A 16344-nucleotide genomic window follows, 5' to 3' on the forward strand; every position below is an offset into this window, starting at 1 on the left:
CAGGAGGTTTTGAAATGGCAACTACCAAAAGCATGAAAATTCAGGCCGAGATTGATAAGGTCAAGGCCAAAATCAGTGAACAGCAGGCCCGGCTCAAGGAGCTGGAGCAGAAAAAGCTGGAGGCGGAAAACAGCGAGATCGTGGACATTGTGCGCGGTATGAGCATTTCCCTTACGGAGCTCCCGCTGCTGTTTGAAAAGCTGAAGGACGGAGGTACTTTGGGACAAAGTGTCCCGAAGTCCGAAGAAGAAAAGGAGGAAAACTGAATATGAAACACTTTCGTATGTTGGCGGCGGGGCTTTGCTCCGCCGTTCTTTTATGCGGCTTTGCAATCCCGGCCTATGCCTATTCGGACGGCGGGAATGAGGAACCGCCTGTTGTGGAAGAAACTCCGGCCCCGGAGCCAGCGCCTACCATTACCCCGGGCGAGGGCTTTTCGGAGGATGGAAACCTTGTGACCCGCGATCTGCTCTACGATGCTGCAACCAACAAACAGTTCATCACGGTGGAAACCAGCGGCGGCAACACCTTTTACATTGTCATTGACTATGACAAGCCTGTGGACGAGGACGGCGAACAGTATCACACCTACTTTTTGAACATGGTGGATGAAGCCGATCTGCTGGCGGCACTGGAGGCCGCTGGCGGAGAACTTCCGGCCTGCTCCTGCACAGAAAAATGTGCGCCCGGAGCCATCCATACGGATTGCGAGGTCTGCGCGGTCAACATGACCGAGTGTGCTGGCACAGCTCCCGAACCCGCTCCGGTGACGGAACCTGCGGAGGAGCCGGAACCCGAGCCCCAGCAGAAAAGTAATACCGGGACGCTTCTGCTGATTTTGGCAGTGGCTGTTCTGGGCGGCGGTGCAGGCTGGTACTTCAAAATCTACCGCCCGAAGCATGAAAAAGCTGCTGTACCCGAAGAGGATTACAGTGAGGAACTGGCTGATTATGACGATCCCGAGGACGATGGGCCGCCTTGGGACGAGGACGATACCGAAAGCGAGGATAATGAATGAGATTTACCAACAACCCCTATGAGGGATTTATGAAAGAAAAAAGTTACTTTAAGGGTGTGCCGCCCAGCCTGCCGCCGAAGGGCTCCCGCTGTGACGGCTGCCCTTACTGGCGCGGGATCGGCTGCGTGTTCTGCTACCGGGAGCAGCTTAAACCACCGGGCAACGGGAGGTGATACTGTGGGCCGAGAACTGACCCGGACAGAAAAAGCGGCAATCCGCAGGCTGGTGTCAAAATGGTGTGCCAACTATGACCGGGACTGCGGCTGCCTGCCGCTGGATTGCGAGTGCTATATGTTTGGGAAATGCTGGACGGGGGCTTATTGCCGCTACTTCCGCGAGGCAGTTCTGCCCCTTGATCCGGCGCTGGAGGTTGCGCTGCTGGCAGAAGGGCCAAGGCCGGATTTCAAGGCTTGCCCGGTATGCGGCAGAGCCGTGGCTCCTGATGGACGGCAAACCTATTGTTCGGCGGCCTGTGCAAAGGCGGCACACCGCAGACAGCAGCGGGAATATATGCGGAAAAAACGGGGCTGATGTGTTGACAATTAGGACATCCAAAACCCGCCTGTGACAAGGCTTTTTAAGACCCTTTTCTGCGGGAGGCGTATATTTCTACGTCCGGCCCTGTTTCCGTGAGATGCTGTCAACATTTTAGCTGCCGGGGCTTTGGGACAATTTGTCCCAAAGTTCCGGCTTTTGTGGAAGGAGGTACTATGCCGAAATATTATCCGATCAATGAAGAAGCCGCAAAGCGGGCAAAGGATATGAACAGCTTTTCCGACTATCAGCCGGGCTCCGCTACGGCGGGCTACCGGGCAATGGTCGATGAAGCGTATGCAGCGGCGGAACGCCAGAAAGCCCGTGTCGATCCCATGTACCATGATAAGATTGACGCTCTGGTGGATCGCTATGCCCGGAAACTTGCGGAAAATCTGAATGAACGCAATGTGATTGATGCCCGGGTGCCCTCTATTCTGATCTCCGGGGGCGGCAACTTCCCTGTGGCAAAGAAGCACAAGCAGAACGCCGCCCGGGATCGCAACTATGGAGAGTATGCAGAGATTTCAAAGCTGCTTGATAAAATCCGCTCTGTTGGTATGGGCGGGATCAGCGCAGACGATGATCTTGCCGTGGAAAAACTGACAAAAAAGCTGGAGGGGCTGGAGTCCCTGCAGGCCACCATGAAGGCGGTCAATGCGTATTTTCGGAAACACAAAACGCTGGACGGCTGCCCGGAGCTTACGCCGGAGCAGGCCGAAAAGCTCAAAGCAGATATGGCGCAGTCATGGCACTTGGACAAAAGCAAGCCATACCCCGCCTATCTGCTTTCCAACAACAACGCCAACATCCGCCGTGTGCGCCAGCGCATTGAGGAACTGAGCAGCCGCTCCGAGTTTGCAGGCTGGACATTCCCCGGAGGCGAGGCAAAAATCAACGAGGCTGAAAATCGTTTGCAGCTTATTTTTGAGGAAAAGCCCGATGCCAATCAGCGGCAGGAACTGAAAAGCAACGGCTTTAAGTGGGCTCCCAGCCAAGGGGCATGGCAGCGGCAGCTTAACCAGAACGCCATCCGTGCTGCGGCCCGGATAGACTTTCTGCGACCCGAGGATGGTACAAGCCCCTATCAGCTCCAGCCGTTTGTGAAAAGAGAAAACAAAGAAATGTCTCGATGATGGGAGGTGTACTATGGACAAAAATCAAGGCTACGCTATTTTGAAGGCGGTCATGCTGGAAAATGGACGAGGATTTGCATTGGGCGAACATCCCACCGCGCCATCCCGCTATGTCACATGGGCCTGCTATGATGACAAGGACGGCCAGCGGCAGTATGAATGGGGTCACTATGGAAATGACCGCACCGCGATGGAACAGGATTTCACAGACCGGGTGCAGGACTATCAGCGTATTTATAACGTCGGGATCAGGCAGACCGAGGCTCCCGGCCTTTACAAGTATTATTCGACCCAGCGGCCTGTGGACATCGGGACATTCCCGAAGCCGCCTTATAACAAGCCGGATGAAATCTTCAATTACGATCAGCGCATCCCGGTGGAAAATGGCTCGTTCTTGGCTTGGGGCTATCTTACCTATACCCGCCCGCTAACGGAAAAACAGGCATCCGACTATGAGCTGCGTCCTGCGCCTGATAATCCCGACAGGCCCCGTCCGATTGCCGAGCAGATGAAAAATGCGGCAAAGTTGGCGGAGGCAGATCGCGGCTCGGAGGCTCCGGCTCCCCAACGGAGGCAGCCTGACCGTGGCGATAGATAAGGAGGTGCGTATATGGAAAAGAAACGTGAACAGGATTTGTCTGTACTGGAGGTGCTGCGCCTGCACCGTGAATTTCATTTGCCGCACCCCATTTCGGCAGACGAACAGGAAAAGCCGCTGGATAAGGTAAAGGAGCCGCCCCGTGCCTGCCGCAGCCGGGAGCGTGAGGAGCGATGACAAAGAAGCGCCGCCGTCCGATCCATCTTCATGTGATGGTGTCGGAGGCGGAGCAGGCCCTGATTCAAGAACGTATGGCGGAGGCTGGCATCCGTAACATGGGAGCCTATATGCGGAAAATGGCCCTGAGTGGGTATGTGCTTCATGTTGACCTTTCGCCTGTTCGTGAGCTGGTTTCGCTCCAGCGGCGATGCTCCAACAATCTGAACCAAGTGGCAATTCAGGCCAACACCTACGGCGCAATTTATCCCGAAGAACTCGCAGCCTTACAGCGGGACTATGCCGCCTTATGGGGGCCGCTGTCTGATCTCTTGAAACAGCTCTCCGCGCTGGTAGAGCTCTGACCCATCCGGGGAGTGGTTGATACCGCTCCCCGGCTTTTTCTACTTCGGGACAAAGTGTCCCAAAGTAAAAATACTATTTGCCGGAAGGAGGGATTTCTACGGCGACCACCTACATCCGCCCTTATAAAACAGCGGTGGGAAAAAGTGCAATTCAAACGATGGAGGATCGTTTCACCTATGGCCTGAACCCAGAAAAGCTGGGAGCCGTATCTTCCTATCTCTGCGATCCGAACACGGCTCCCGCCGAGTTTCTTCTGGTAAAAAGTCAATACCTTGCAGAGACAGGCCGGGCCGTATCTCGCGGGGCACTGTTCTTTCAGATCCGACAGGCGTTTCTGCCCGGGGAGGTTACGGCGGAAGAAGCAAACCGTATCGGCTATGAAACGGCGATGCGCTGGACAAAGGGAAAGTATCAGTTCTTCGTCTGTACGCATACCGACAAGGCCCATATCCACAATCACATTTATTTTAATGCAACGGCCTTTGACCGCTCCCGGAAATTTCATAATTTCATTGGTTCGTCCTTTGCCCTGCGGCGGCTCTCTGACCGCGTGTGCATCGAACATGAACTGTCTGTTATCCAAAATCCGCGCCAGCACAGCAAGGGCTGCTTCCTTCACTATGGCCAGTGGATCGGGGAAAAGCCACCCTCTGCCAAGCAGCGGGTACGTCTGGCTATTCTCGCCGCTTTGGAGAAAAAGCCCACGGACTTTGCCGACTTTCTTCGTCTCATGGATGAGTCCGGCTTTGCCGTAAAACAGGGGCGCGGCGGTGTCATCTCATTCCTTGCGCCCGGACAGGAAAAATCAACCCGGCTCCGGGCTTCTACACTGGGAGCCGGATTTGACCCGGAGGACATCAAGGCGGTAATTGCTGGGGAACGTCCGCTCCCTGAACTACCAGAGGAGCCCACGGTTCCGCCACGGCGAGTTAATCTTATCATCGACATTCAAGAGCGTATGGCCCAGGGCAAGGGCCCGGCTTATGAACGATGGGCCAAGGTCTACAACTTAAAGCAGATGGCGGCTGCACTCCAGTATTTGCAGGAGCATCATCTGACAGACTATGCGGCGCTGACGGCCAGCACCGAGGCTGCGGTGGATTACTTTCACAAGCTGTCTGACGAACTCCGCACAACGGAGGAGGCTCTTTCCAAAACCTCGGAGCTGATGGCTGCCACGGTGGACTATGCCAAGACCCGCCCGGTGTTCGACGGGTACAAGGCTGCACGGTACAGCAAAAAGTATCTGGCCCAGCATGAAGCGGAGCTTGCCACTTACCGGGCGGCAAAGGATACCATGAACACCAGACTGAACGGCGCAAAGCTCCCTAAAATAGAAGCACTAAAAAAATCCCGCCGTGAGCTGGCGGGACAAAAGAAAGAGCTTTATGCGGAATACCGCAAGGCCCAGGCGGATATGCGGCAGGCTGTGGCAATCAAGGCGAACATTGATCATCTGCTCGGCGTGACGGACGGGCGGGAAAATAAGGCCCAGGAGCGATAGCGACAGGCCGCCGACAACAGGCGCATAGCGCCGGGACTTTGGGACAATTTGTCCCGAAGTTCAGCGGGTTTGGGGAGCTCCCCAACAAGCATTTTTGCGGGCCTGCGGCCAGCAAAAATTTCGGAGTGTGGCCACACCCGAATTGCTTGCCATTTAGCGGCACCCCCGAAAAGCCCCCTAAAAACGAGAAAAACGAAGGCCCTTTTTACTTGACCTCCGTTTCTCTGGCTTTTTGTAGTCCCTCTGCTGTGGCCTCCATGACCGTCAATTCCTTTTCGTCCATTGTATTGAGCAGCCTGTCAATATGCTGGCGGCAGTCGCTTTCGCCGTTCTGCCTGTCAGGATAAAAGAACTGGTCTACGGAAATATCCAACAGGGTGACGATTTGGTAAAAGGTGTTCAGGCTTGGATGCTGGCCCCGGTTCTCAAAATACATGATGGAACGAGGGGTACGGTCTACGAGCTGTGCAAGGTATTCCTGTGTCCAGCCTTTCGCCTCTCTCTTGCGCTTGATCTCCCGGCCTAATGCGTGGAAGTCAAGCCGTCTGGTGTCTTGGTACATTCTCATATCACCCCTATATTATTTTACATTTCGGGTTTGACTATGAGAACGAAACACAATTTTATGTTTTAGTAGTATTTTATTGCCCGTCGGCAAGGTTGCCGATGTTACACGGACAAGGTATAATAACAGAAAGAAAATTTGAAAACTACACTTTAATCACAAAAATCTATGATACGCTATCTTTGGAGGTGTTATTATGCAAAGGATTTTAGTCGTTGAGGACGATTTTGATATTCAAGAACTTTTACAGAATTTTTTACAAGAAGCAGGATATGAAGTAGCTGTTGCAAATGATGGTGTCGAGGCACTATCTTTATTTGCGGGAGAACGATATGACTTGATTGTGTTGGACATTATGCTCCCCAAAATTGACGGTTACGGTGTCTGTGAATTGATACGCAAACAATCTGATGTTCCTATCATCATGCTAACCGCATTAAGCGGAGAAGAAGATCAGATTAAAGGATTGGATTTGCAGGTGGATGACTACATTACAAAACCGTTTTCTATGCCTGTCCTGCTCCGCAAAATTGCGGCTGTACTTCGGCGCAGTAACCGGGGAACAGATGAAAAGTATCAAATCATTACTTATGGCAATTTGCGTTTGAACTGTGACGGCTACACCGCCACAGTGGACGGAGCTAATTTTGAACTGACACAAAAGGAATTTGAAATACTGCGGGAACTGCTGACCCATCAGGGCCGGATATTGACCCGGCAGAACTTGTTGGATAAGCTGTGGCGATATGATTTTTATGGGGACGAGCGTGTTGTTGATACCCATATCAAAAATCTACGAAAAAAATTGGGAATAGATTTCATTCAAACAATCAGAGGGGTGGGATATAAAGTTGATAAAGAGAATTAAAGGCAGTCTGTTTGCTAAAGTCTTTATTCTGACTGTGGCAGTTTTGCTCTGCGTGAGCTTTCTTGTCTATGGCGTTTTGGCTTGGTATATGCCTCAAACCTATTCTAACAATCTCAATGCGGCATTAGATGAACAGACCAGCGACTTTATTTATGAATTAGAACATATCCGTATGCAGGATAGCGGCGGACTTTTTGATCAGTTTCTTCAAAACACAACAATTAGCATGGTGGAGCTTTATACTGCTGATGGTGTTCTGGTGGAAACACCGTCTAACCAAAATAGCTTTAACGATGGGATCACCGGGGAGGCTCTTGGCGGAGCATCTTATGAAAGTGCGCCGATTATATCCAACAGCTATTACTTCTCATTTGCAGATGATAATAGCCAATATATTTTAACAGTTTACGGAGAAGCCTCTCAAATCGCAGAACTGCGGCAATCATTTGTAAGCGTATTACCGATTTTGTTTTGCGTTATTCTCCTTGTATCGTTGGCAACTGCTTGGGTGTATTCTCGTATCATTACAAACCCGGTATTAAAAATCAGTCGGATTTCTAAAGAAATGTCTGATATGAAGCTGGAATGGCAACTTGAGGAACGCCGTTCTGACGAGCTGGGTGTACTGGAGAATAGCTTGAATACGCTGTCCCGGAAACTGTCTGCTACCTTGGAGGAGTTGCAAAGTGCAAATCTCCAGCTCCAAAAGGATATTGAACATCAAAAGGTGCTGGAACGGGCACAACAGGATTTCTTTTCTTCTGCTTCCCATGAACTGAAAACCCCTATCACCATTATCAAGGGTCAATTAGAGGGGATGCTATTGGGTATAGGGGCATATAAAGACCACGAAAAGTATCTTGCCCGATCCTTGGAAGTTGCGGCTACGCTTGAAACGATGGTGCAGGAAATATTAACGATTTCAAGGCTGGAAACCAATGTTGATTTCAAAATGGAGCATTTTGATTGTGCTCCCATGATACATGGCTATTTGAGGGAGATTGATGATTTAGTGGCAACAAAAGAACTGCAAATACATCTTGCTATACAGTCTCCCGCTTTTATAAACGGGAACAAATTGCTGATTGAAAAGGTGTTCTCCAATTTGATTTCAAATGCTGTAAAGTATTCGCCGCATGGAGCAAGCGTTGATATTATTTTGCAAAATACCAACGGACGCTTTTTGTTCTCCGTAGAGAACACAGGTACACATATACCAGAAGATGATATTCCCAAATTGTTTGACGCTTTTTATCGTATGGAGCAATCCCGCAGTAGAAGAACAGGCGGTAGCGGCTTAGGGCTTTATATGGTTCAAAGAATTTTACAACAACATAACAGCTATTGTGAGGCTTGCAACACAGAAAACGGTGTTAAATTCTTCTTCACGATTTAGCGGACAATCAACGGCAGGTGAACAACCTGCCGCTTTTTTTAACTACACATAAATCACAAACTAATCCCAAAGGTATCCCAAAATGCTTTGCTATACTTGGGGTACATTCAAAGAAAGGATTGGTAAACACTATGAGAAGAATGGCATTATGCGCTGCGTCTATGCTCTTATTAGGCTGTTTGGCTGGATGCAGCACGACACCACAGAACAGCCAGGAACAAGGTAATCCCGTTATCAAGGAAGAAATCAGTCAACCTCTTGGCAGCTCTGAGGCGCTTGGAAACAGCGAGGATAGCTCGGCACTTTCCGCCGCAGACAAAGAAAAAATGTTTGCACCTTATGAACAATATGGGATGACCTATGATGCGGTCAAAGATGAACTTACCTATAACGGGAATTTGGTTCGATGGTTTGAGGACTATTATCCCATCGGTAACAATGAAACCGCCGGTATTGATTTTCTAAATGAAAACGGCACAGTGGATGTGTATGCTGTACGGGATTTAGAGAGCTTTTCAAAAGCGGCTGACGGCTCCGTTGATCCGGCGGGTAAGCTGATTGGCTTAAAAGAGTTTACCCAGCAGGAATTTGACGCACGGGATATTGAGGCGTTGAAAAACAGCACATCCGTTGCTATGGCAGGAACGCCGCTTGAAGATAGCGAAACTGCAAAGCTCGTTGCAGAGTATGAGGCATTTGGAGTAACCTATGATGCCGAAAAAGATCAGTGGTATTTCAATGGTGAGGAAGTCCGCTATTTCCGGGATGTTCTCACTTCTAATGGTGAAAGTCTCACCAGCGGAAAATTCCGAGGCGAAATGAGAACGCTTGGAAGTGGTGTTGGTACAATAGACATTTATACCGTTCGTGATTACGGCCACTTGAACAGCGAACATCACGGAACATTAACTGGCATCGAGAAATACAGTCAAGAGGAGTTTGACGAGCATACACAGGCCGGAATATCTGGAAACCAATCCATAGGTAATGCAAGCCATAACTAAACAAAGCATTTAACTGCCGCACGACGGCAAAAGAAAAAAAGCCGTCGTACAGCAGCCTATCAATACGCCTATTTGAAACGGCGGCTCAATTTTCAGAGCCGCCGTTTCTCTTTGGATATTCAGTAACCCCACGGCGGCCCATAGGAGGGTGTCGCCGTGTCCATCTTACTTTCTCACAATTCCCATGACCTTCACCAGCTAAAAAAAGCGTAGCTCCCCCTCCGGGACAGTCTGACTATGAAGGTACAATATATCAGTACAATTATGATAATGTAATTTCATGCGTCTGCATAGCGTCTTGCTGTGCGGGCGCTTTTTTGTACTTCGAGACAAATTGTCCCGAGGTGCGGGGCGGCTCCCCGGGATGCCGCTCCCCACCGAGCCCCGTTTCGGTCACTCATCCACCCAACACCGAAACGGAGGTTTATTTATGACTACAATCAATCTGAAGGATTTTTATTATTGGTACACACAGGATCAGTTTATTGAGGTTTCTGACGAGGTAGCCGAAGTGTTTGTGTCCGATGCCCGGCACGAAATGGCCTACCAGCGGCGGCTCTCCCGGCATAAGGCGCAGTATTCTCTGGACTGCGATGACGGGATCGAATATTCCGCCTGCCTGCATGAGCCAACGCCCCAGGAGCTTCTGGAGCGCATGGAGCTGTTCATCCGTCTGTGGAACGCACTCAACTCTTTGCCGGAGATCCAGGGCCGCAGGATTGATGCCCACATCATTCTTGGAAAGAGCATCAAGGAAATTGCCGAGGCCGAGGGCGTACATGAGGAGTCTGTTCGCCAGTCGATCAAGCGTGGCCTTGAGCGTATGAAAAAAACTTTTTGATTTTTTCATTTTCCCCACTTGGAAATGATGAAAAAATGTCTCGGTTTATGAAAGAAGATATTCTTCTTTTCGCAGATAAACAGCGGCGGCCCCGGGCATAGTCCGGGGAGCCGGGTGGCGGGTGCGCTGTGACTTTTTCTTCGGAAGAACGAGCGAACAACACCAACGCCGCAACTGGGCCGGGCCGCCCCACGGCCACGATCCGGCATAGGACAGGCTGGCCGCTTGTCCCTCCGGGCTGTCCCCTTATCTGCGAGGGAACGCCGCTTTGAGCATGGTTGTCTTTGGACAGGGCAAGAAAATGGGAGCGGCGTTCTCTATTTTATACTTACATGGAGTGAGGCAAGAGGGCAGCATCGTTTGGGTGCTGCCCTCTTGCGTTTCCCCATGATATGCGGGAGGCGTATCCTATTTTTGATAAGGAGGTTTTACCGTGAGATTAACGGCAAAGGAACTGGAACAAATGAAAAGCGTTGACATCGGCGCAGTGGCTCCCGAGTCCCTGCCGGATGTGAGCGGTATGATCTTTGACACCTCTCTCCCCCGGGAGGAGCGGATCGCCCTATTTTTACAGGCGGTAGAAAATCCATACTGCTTTTGCATCGGCGGGATCGGTGTGAAAATTGAATTTGCGGAAAGCGGGCCATCCTTGCAGGACACGCTGACGGACTTCCTGCTCCGGCAAAAAAGTGGGCTGTAACTTCGGTTATGGCCCGTTTCTACTTCGAGACAAATTGTCCCAAGGCGGAGGCATCCTTGTTGTCCCGCCCGGGCAGAGGTATAATATAGATGTAATGTGATAGGGAAGGAGGAACAATGGCACGAACAAAAAACAGAGGATTGCAACAGAGTTTCTCTCCCTCTTATACCGTCCGCCGCTGGCGGCTGGGCGAATATATCCGGCTTTCCAAGGAGGATTTGAAAAAGGGAAAGGACGATAGCAACAGCGTCATCAACCAGCGTGATCTGCTCAATGACTTTTACCAGAAACATATCGGAGAATTTGAAAGTGTTTCCGAATATGTAGACGATGGGCACACTGGAACGGATGCCAACCGGGAGAATTTCCAGCGGCTCCTGGCCGATGTAATGAGCGGGAAAATCAACTGTGTTGTGGTAAAAGACCTTTCCCGTTTTGCCCGGAATTACAGCGATGCGGGAAGTTTGATTGATAACCTGTTTGTGCAGATGGGCGTCCGTTTTATCAGTCTTGCTGAAAATGTGGACAGCTACAAGAACCCCGACAGCGTTTCAAATATCATCGTTCCCATTACAAACGTGATGAACGATAATTACTGCTATCAGACTTCCAAAAAGATCCGGCAGGTATTTGATTACAAACGGCGCAACGGCCAGTATATCGGAGCATTTGCTCCTTACGGCTATGTAAAGCACCCAAAGGACAAGCACAGGCTGATTGTTGATCCCGATGCTGCTGAAAATGTCAAACTCATTTTCACAATGCTTATTCAAGGGTCATCAAAACGTGCTATCGCGCTGTACCTGAACGAACACGGCGTACCGAGCCCCTCGGCTTACAAGGTACAAAAGGGCTTGCCTGTTTCGACAAGAGGGTATGACGATCCTATGTGGGGAGTCCGCATGATCCACTCCATTCTTACCAATCCGACCTACACCGGGGATTTAGCCCAAGGCCGAAGCCGGGTGAAAAGCTACAAGGTACACCAGATTGAAGCTGTTCCACGCGAGGAATGGGTGGAAGTGGCTGGAACGCATGAGGCCATTATCGACTATGAAACTTTCGACAAGGTACAGGCTCTCTTACAGCGTGATACCCGTACTTCCCCGAAAGGCCGTGAGGTACATTTATTCAGCGGCTTTCTGAAATGTGCCGATTGCGGGCGGGCCATTACCCGATGCGTTGGCAAGAACAACAATGTATATTATTCTTGCTCAACCTACAAGAACCGTTCCCGGACAGCCTGCACCATGCACTCAATCAAGCATGAACGGCTGGAGGCCGCTGTTTTGTTCGCTGTACAGCATCAGGTACATTTGGCTGTTTCCTACTCGGAAATCGTCACGCAGATCAATTCCGCTCCAATCAAAAAAAGCCAGTCTTACCGACTGGACGATCTGATAGCTGCAAAAGAGCGGGAACTGACAAAGATAACACGCTACAAGCAATCTCTTTATCAGGACTGGAAAGACGGTGAAATCACCCAGCAGGAATACCGGGATATGAAGGCTGACTACGAACGGCAGACTTCTGATATTTCCGCGGTGCTTACCCGGCTGAACGCTGAACGCGCAGAACTGGCAAACGGTGTGGACAACGAGCATCCTGCACTGGTAGCCTTTATGAAGTATCAGAACATTGAAGCCCTCAACCGTGAAATCTTGGTTGAACTTGTGGACTATATCAAGGTCTATGAAAACGGCAATATCAGCGTGAAATTCAAATTTGCTGACGAGCTCCGCAAGATTGCCGAGTACATTGAAATCAACACTACGGAAGATACCACAGTAGCGGGCTAACCCCCGCTACGAACCCCTTTGACAGTGTGTTTTCCTAATAGGCGCTAATCATACTCTAATAAGGCAATTCCCACATCTGGATTCAAAACCGACTCAATATAACTTGAAGGATATGACGGCGTAGTATATTCAATCTTTGAAATTGGATTTGCCGATATGAAAGTTGGCCTATATTCAAATGCTTGCCTGATAAAATCAATAATACAATGATTTGACCTTCTGCTAACATCTAATGCAACTGGCGCTATTAGTTTTACTCTCGGGCTTACTTCATAAGCTTTAAAATAATTATAAATAGAACCAAACCAAACTGCATTCGTCCCCTTTATTTCTTCCTTCCTAATAGGTTGCAATTGCTTGTCGTCGCCTGCTATAACTATCTTGGAATGTCCGTTTGTCGTTGCCCGAGCCCGAAGAAGGCAAGGTAAGAAATGTCCTACATCCATTTGCGATGCTTCATCTACAATAATAATATCAAATGAATCAATCTCTCTAAGACTATTTCTCATTTTAGGAAAAGTTTCTGCTAGCCTTGCTAATTGATCGGGTGTACTTGTAAAAATAGTAAATGGTCTAATTAAATGCAAGTTACCATCATCCAATTTCCATTTTCTTTCTGAAACCCCTGTTACATTGATGATGTCTTCCATTTCTTTCGAATTAGAGTGAAACCTAACAATATCAAGTTTTTGACGAATTGAATTATCAATTCCATATTTGTCGATGATTTTCAGCAAGCTATTTACCAAATTATCTGTAGGCGTATAATTCCCCATCAACAATATATTGCATGAATCTCTACTAATTAACTCTAACAATAATAAATGCCCTAGTGTATGGCTTTTCCCTGTCCCAGGTGGCCCCCAAAGCAATGACAAATTATCGTTGTACATTGTAACAATTGCATTTTTCTGCGAATCATCTAATAAAAGTGGTTCACCTGATAGTATATTCGGAATAATTAACCTATCAACATCTGCCTGTACAATACTATTTACCCTTTGCATAGTAGGTGACATTATCATTTGTTTTTTTAGATTTCTAGTTGGTTTCTGTAAATCAAGAATTGTATCCTTTAAGCGTTTACTCCAGAAATCCATAAATGTTTTCTCTATATATACATTATTGGAAAAGTCATATCCATATCTGCTTTCAAGTTCCGACATAACCTCAATAACATCCTGATCAAATCTCACCCTTATCGCATTTGTAGTTGCATCAAAATAAGTGATGTCACATTTTAAAACTTCTGTATAAATATGAAAATTTTTCCATGGTGGAAGATCTACATCCACATAAAGGCAAGATGAATATGCTGGATTATTAGTAATCTTCTTATATGTGTCTCCAAAATTACTAGCAGGATATATTGTTAATCCAAATGAGGATTCGTCTAAATTTGCATTTTCTGCAGTTCCTTTCGTTAGATAAACTCGCTCTCCAATGCTTACGCTAATTCCTAATGCTGCTATTTCTGTTGCTGTCAATTCCCGTTCCAAAAGAATACTGTCTCCACCGTATTGCTTTTTCATATCTGTTGAAGAATGATTTTCATCAACCTCTACTTGATCGTATGCCGCATTAGTCTTTTGAAATAAATATAAATACAAGAATTGCCAGTCTGTAATTCCCGGATTATTCACGACCATACCAAGTGTAGGCAACTCTCCTTTTTTCAAAATACTACTAAGTGGACTACTCATTTCATATAAATACGAATACAATTTACTCAAATAGAAAAAGTGCTGCTTATCTCTATTAGTTAATTCATTCTGTACACTATTCTTTCTCAATGGCTCTGTTGTTCTATCTATTCCAAACCATGAATCAAATGTATATGCAGAATAATTATCCGAATCAGGTCTATAGTGATAGTTAAACTCTGATGTACCAAACACCGCGTTATACACATCTATAAGGTTATAGCTAAAATTTGTGTCTACCGCAGCAAGTTCTGAATATATACTTTTCAAATCAAATAGTGGGCATTTTAGTATCCTTTCGTAATAGGTTACTTCTTCTTCCGAAAAGAGGTCGGCAAATTTATTAACAGCATCCATCAGCAAGTTTTCTTTTCTTCTAATCGTAGTTGCTGAAAGGCTTGGATACAAACCTGCCAAACCACCTGTATTTGCAAGATACTCTAATAGTTCCTGCAAATTATCGCGAAAAGCATCATATGTCTTTTTTCCCCAATAGAAAATCCCAAATGATACTTTTTTCTTTTGCCCATATGATGTATATTCTATGTCACGATAGTTTTCAAGAATCTCTTTTATTTTGATAACATAATCAATAAATGCCGGCAGCTTATAATTAAAATCTGGTTTATCTATTTCTACTAAATATGGTGTAGCAATGTTGTTTTCAGATAATTTTCCAGATGCATCAACATGCATTCCCGGGCGCACAGTTGTAGTATCTACATCATATACATTTATAGAATACGAAATACCATAACTCAATGTTCTTCTTTGAGAATCCTGCCTAATAATAGTATATAACTGTAACTGTGCTCTTGCTTGTGAGATTGTATTTGTCGCTCGAACCTTAGGTTGAACTGTTCCTGTTCCGTGAACATCAATTTCAGCCAATAAACCTTCCGAATTGGACATTAGTTCAGCATTATCATTAATAGCCGTTCCAACTCTAAGTTGTGTTTCTAATGCCGTCAAATCATAAATTCCCTTATCCTGCAAATACTCTATATTACTTGTTTTTATGCCAGGTAAGATATTTATGTCATTATTGGAAGCAAGACAATACTTACAGTAATTATGTGCTGGATTAGATAAAAAAATCTCATAATCCGTTCTACCACTTGTGCCTCTTGCTTTGTACTTGTCGAACAATTCTCCTTCGAATTGTCCTCCATAATAATCACACACTTGACACCTCGAAGAACGCTTTACATACTTAATCAATGAAGTATCTCCACTTTCAATTTTCGTAATAATGTTGGGTATTACCACATTAAGCATATGAAACACCCTATCCTTAACAAGGGAAAATTCCATATTCCATCCATCTTCTTGTCTAATTGTTTCATTAACAACATCATATGGAAAAATAGTTGCTTCATATGAAACATCAAACTCATCATTGAGGCCATTTCTATCTATCCACCCTCTTAACAGAAGCATATAGTACGCCAATTCAAAGAAAAAACTATTAGTAAATTCTGAGGTCTTAATATCACATACCTTTAATATATATTTTCTTTCGTCACTCTCTCCACGTGTCAACTGGCTTGTTAAAATAGGCTTGCCTAATGTAGGTGGAATAATTTCTATTAAATCTGGTCTAATCAGATTGCGTTTTGATACGGAAATAGTATTTGCTGCATAGACGATTCCTGCAGATGGAACTAGGCATGGAACTATATCCATAAAATCTGGTGATATGCTAACTTGGTATAAATAGTTTACTCCTCTCCGAGCAATACTTCTTATACTGTCGCATTTCGATATATCATCTGTTAAATACTGTGCCTTTCCAATTCGTTCAGACGGTTCTGTTCTTAAATTCATCATATTATGATTATCAAACAGTACATATGGTGCAGACATTGTTCCATCGACATATCTTCCTGCAAATACGGAATCACTATCCATTGTCACAATGGTTTTGCCTTGAGACAACAATAAAAGCAAAATCCCTTTTTCTCCTTCTCCACCGGAATTATCAATAATGGCTGGCGGATCCTTCTCGGGTAAATTCACTCCCAATTTACCTTCTATGTACGCTCTGTTAGCAGGATCATTATTTGCAATATTACAAACAAATTTCTTCTTACATCCTTCGCATCCCAATGCTGCAATATCCGATTTTCCTATTATTATATTCATGCCCTTCCTCT

Annotated in this window: 17 protein-coding genes; 15 read left to right on the forward strand and 2 right to left on the reverse strand. The window is 46.7% G+C overall.

The genetic code is table 11. The features are described 5' to 3' along the window. Window positions 1-14: 14 nt before the first annotated feature. The 9 genes from ABCW45_RS15495 to ABCW45_RS15535 all read left to right on the forward strand — a co-directional run bounded on the left by ABCW45_RS15495 (window position 15) and on the right by ABCW45_RS15535 (window position 5312). The gene (locus ABCW45_RS15495) at window positions 15-266 is read left to right on the forward strand and encodes a DUF4315 family protein (protein ID WP_015563850.1); all 252 of its coding nucleotides are present in this window, start codon (window positions 15-17) and stop codon (window positions 264-266) included. Between the two features lie 2 nt (window positions 267-268). Continuing rightward, window positions 269-1018: a DUF4366 domain-containing protein gene (locus ABCW45_RS15500; protein WP_118727990.1), complete on the forward strand. Its 750-nt coding sequence runs from the start codon at window positions 269-271 to the stop codon at window positions 1016-1018. Beyond that, complete coding sequence (locus tag ABCW45_RS15505) at window positions 1015-1191, forward strand: hypothetical protein (RefSeq protein ID WP_014080211.1); 177 nt, start codon at window positions 1015-1017, stop codon at window positions 1189-1191. The genes ABCW45_RS15500 and ABCW45_RS15505 overlap by 4 nt, the downstream gene beginning before the upstream one ends. A gap of 4 nt (window positions 1192-1195) precedes the next feature. Beyond that, window positions 1196-1549, forward strand: coding sequence for a cysteine-rich VLP domain-containing protein (locus tag ABCW45_RS15510; protein ID WP_118533131.1), 354 nt, complete (start codon window positions 1196-1198; stop codon window positions 1547-1549). Window positions 1550-1728: 179 nt separating this feature from the next. After that, window positions 1729-2688, forward strand: a complete 960-nt coding sequence (locus ABCW45_RS15515; RefSeq protein ID WP_249253849.1) for a hypothetical protein — start codon at window positions 1729-1731, stop codon at window positions 2686-2688. A 13-nt stretch (window positions 2689-2701) separates the two neighbouring features. Next, entirely contained in the window at window positions 2702-3286 is a 585-nt protein-coding gene (locus ABCW45_RS15520; RefSeq protein WP_003020359.1) for a defense against restriction DarA-related protein, read from the forward strand. 12 nt (window positions 3287-3298) lie between these two features. After that, the gene (locus ABCW45_RS15525) at window positions 3299-3463 is read left to right on the forward strand and encodes a hypothetical protein (RefSeq protein ID WP_343221142.1); all 165 of its coding nucleotides are present in this window, start codon (window positions 3299-3301) and stop codon (window positions 3461-3463) included. Next, window positions 3460-3807 (forward strand): plasmid mobilization protein, encoded by a 348-nt coding sequence (locus ABCW45_RS15530; protein ID WP_003020363.1) that lies wholly within the window; start codon window positions 3460-3462, stop codon window positions 3805-3807. The genes ABCW45_RS15525 and ABCW45_RS15530 overlap by 4 nt, the downstream gene beginning before the upstream one ends. A gap of 158 nt (window positions 3808-3965) precedes the next feature. Continuing rightward, complete coding sequence (locus ABCW45_RS15535; protein ID WP_343221152.1) at window positions 3966-5312, forward strand: relaxase/mobilization nuclease domain-containing protein; 1347 nt, start codon at window positions 3966-3968, stop codon at window positions 5310-5312. 205 nt (window positions 5313-5517) lie between these two features. Here the strand turns inward: ABCW45_RS15535 and ABCW45_RS15540 are convergent, their stop codons facing one another. Continuing rightward, complete coding sequence (locus ABCW45_RS15540) at window positions 5518-5880, reverse strand: helix-turn-helix transcriptional regulator (RefSeq protein ID WP_330366484.1); 363 nt, start codon at window positions 5878-5880, stop codon at window positions 5518-5520. A gap of 190 nt (window positions 5881-6070) precedes the next feature. Between ABCW45_RS15540 and ABCW45_RS15545 the strand changes: the two genes are divergently transcribed. The 6 genes from ABCW45_RS15545 to ABCW45_RS15570 all read left to right on the forward strand — a co-directional run bounded on the left by ABCW45_RS15545 (window position 6071) and on the right by ABCW45_RS15570 (window position 12485). Beyond that, window positions 6071-6745 (forward strand): response regulator transcription factor, encoded by a 675-nt coding sequence (locus ABCW45_RS15545; protein ID WP_425518619.1) that lies wholly within the window; start codon window positions 6071-6073, stop codon window positions 6743-6745. Next, window positions 6729-8141 (forward strand): sensor histidine kinase, encoded by a 1413-nt coding sequence (locus ABCW45_RS15550; RefSeq protein WP_343221143.1) that lies wholly within the window; start codon window positions 6729-6731, stop codon window positions 8139-8141. Before ABCW45_RS15545 ends, ABCW45_RS15550 begins: the two co-directional genes overlap by 17 nt. Window positions 8142-8272: 131 nt before the next feature. After that, window positions 8273-9145 (forward strand): hypothetical protein, encoded by an 873-nt coding sequence (locus ABCW45_RS15555; protein ID WP_226818873.1) that lies wholly within the window; start codon window positions 8273-8275, stop codon window positions 9143-9145. 430 nt (window positions 9146-9575) lie between these two features. Continuing rightward, window positions 9576-9986 (forward strand): RNA polymerase sigma factor, encoded by a 411-nt coding sequence (locus ABCW45_RS15560; RefSeq protein ID WP_117465015.1) that lies wholly within the window; start codon window positions 9576-9578, stop codon window positions 9984-9986. A gap of 433 nt (window positions 9987-10419) precedes the next feature. After that, window positions 10420-10686 (forward strand): DUF6870 family protein, encoded by a 267-nt coding sequence (locus ABCW45_RS15565; protein WP_117465016.1) that lies wholly within the window; start codon window positions 10420-10422, stop codon window positions 10684-10686. A 116-nt stretch (window positions 10687-10802) separates the two neighbouring features. Then, window positions 10803-12485, forward strand: a complete 1683-nt coding sequence (locus ABCW45_RS15570; RefSeq protein ID WP_343221145.1) for a recombinase family protein — start codon at window positions 10803-10805, stop codon at window positions 12483-12485. Window positions 12486-12529: 44 nt separating this feature from the next. Here ABCW45_RS15570 and ABCW45_RS15575 read toward each other — a convergent pair whose 3' ends face one another. After that, complete coding sequence (locus ABCW45_RS15575) at window positions 12530-16333, reverse strand: AAA family ATPase (RefSeq protein ID WP_343221146.1); 3804 nt, start codon at window positions 16331-16333, stop codon at window positions 12530-12532. Between the last annotated feature and the right edge of the window lie 11 nt (window positions 16334-16344).

The sequence above is a fragment of the Pilosibacter fragilis genome (assembly GCF_032490495.1).
In the GTDB taxonomy this organism is placed as follows: Bacteria; Bacillota; Clostridia; order Lachnospirales; family Lachnospiraceae; genus Pilosibacter; species Pilosibacter fragilis.